The following is a 1,716-nucleotide window of genomic DNA, read 5'->3' as shown; positions in this document are numbered from 1 at the left end:
GAACTGGTGGCCGAAGCCCTGTTGGCCGGAACCCCGGCACGCACCCGGTAGGGGACCTGCAGACCGAGGCTCTGCCCCTGCTGGGCGCCGGGCAGAGCCTGGAGCATGCCCAGGCGCTGCTGCAGCAGCACCGCGCGGTGCTGGTCACCCGCGACGGCGAGGTGTTGTGTCCGCTGACCCATGACGAACTGCTTGACCACCTGATCAACTAAACTTCCCGACGCAAAGGATGGTATCGATGAGCCAGAATGCCCAGGGTTTCAACACCCGCTTTGTCCACGCCGGCCAAGAGTTTGAGCCGCGCACCGGTGCAGTGGTCCCGCCGATCCACTTCTCCACCACCTACGCCCCCGAGGCCATCGGCAAGCTGCGCGGCGGCTACGACTACGGGCGCGGCACCAACCCCACCCGCGACGCCCTGCAGGAGCAGCTGGCCGCCGCCGAGGGAGGCCGGCACGCGTTTTCGTTCAGCTCCGGGCTGGCCGGCGAGGATTCCCTGATTCGTGCGCTGCTGCGCCCGGGGGACCACATTGTGCTGGGCAACGACGCGTACGGCGGCTCCTACCGGCTGATCGACCGGGTGCTGGGCCCCTGGGGCGTGTCCAACACCGCCCTGGACATGAGCGACCCCCAGGCCCTGGCGGCCGCCATTGACCAGCACCAGGCCAAGATGGTGTGGCTGGAAACACCATCGAACCCGATGATGAAGATCGTGGACATTCAGGCGGTCGCCGAGGTCACCCACGCCCACGGCGCACTGCTGGTGGTGGACAACACCTTCGCCAGCCCATTCCTGCAGCAGCCGTTGGCGCTGGGCGCGGACATCGTGGTGCACTCGACCACCAAGTACATCGGCGGGCACTCGGATGTGGTTGGCGGTGCGGTGATTGTAAACGACGATGAACTGGCCGAGAAGATCGGGTTCATCCAGTTCGCCGTGGGCGCGGTTTCCGGGCCGCTGGACGCTACCTGACCACCCGCGGTTGAAGACCCTGGGCGTGCGCATGCGCGCGCACTCGGAGAACGCCGCCCAGGTTGCGGCCTGGCTGCGCGGACGCAGGGAAGTCGAGCGCGTGCTCTACCCGGGCTTCGAGGACCATCCGGGACATGACATTGCCAAGAAGCAGATGCGCGACTTCGGCGGCATGGTCTCGGTGCAGTTCGCCGGGGGCGCTCAGGCCGCCCGCACGGTGGCCGAGAGCACCCGGCTGTTCCAGCTGGCCGAATCCCTGGGCGGGATCGAGTCGCTGATGAACTACCCCTCGGAGATGACCCACGCCTCGGTGAAGGGCACCGAGCTGGAGGTCCCGGAGAACCTGGTCCGCCTGTCGGTGGGCATCGAGGACGCCGAGGACTTGATCAACGACCTGGAGCAGGCCTTCGCCAAGCTGTAACCGGCCACGGTGGGCAGCGCCCGAATCACACACCCGTCCCGCGCAGCGTCAGGCTGTGCGGGGACGGGAGGTTTAAGCGGGGAATGACGGGCGGATGCTTAGCGCCGTCATGCTCGGGGGGAGAGGGCGCGGAAGTACCTGATCCCGGCCGGGGTCCACATTAAGGCCACGGCCAGCAGCACCATTGCCGCGAGCAGGGAATAGCGTCCAAAGCGCAGCAGCATCGGCAGCGCGGCAATCAGCCAGCCAGGTCAGCTGGGTGCGGGCCACCGGTCCGAACGCCACAGCCGCAGGCCAACCGACAGCACCAGCACCCCGCGCG

Annotated in this window: 2 pseudogenes; both read left to right on the top strand. The window is 67.8% G+C overall.

Annotated features, from left to right (window positions below):
• Nucleotides 1-212: pseudogene (locus tag JCM19049_RS13315) on the top strand (hypothetical protein); the annotation flags it as partial.
• A 26-nt stretch (nt 213-238) separates the two neighbouring features.
• Nucleotides 239-1,394 (top strand): annotated as a pseudogene (locus JCM19049_RS13310) (cystathionine gamma-synthase).
• Nucleotides 1,395-1,716: the final 322 nt, after the last annotated feature.

The sequence above is a fragment of the Arthrobacter sp. JCM 19049 genome (assembly GCF_001310435.1).
This window is presented reverse-complemented; position numbering and strand designations above follow the sequence as displayed.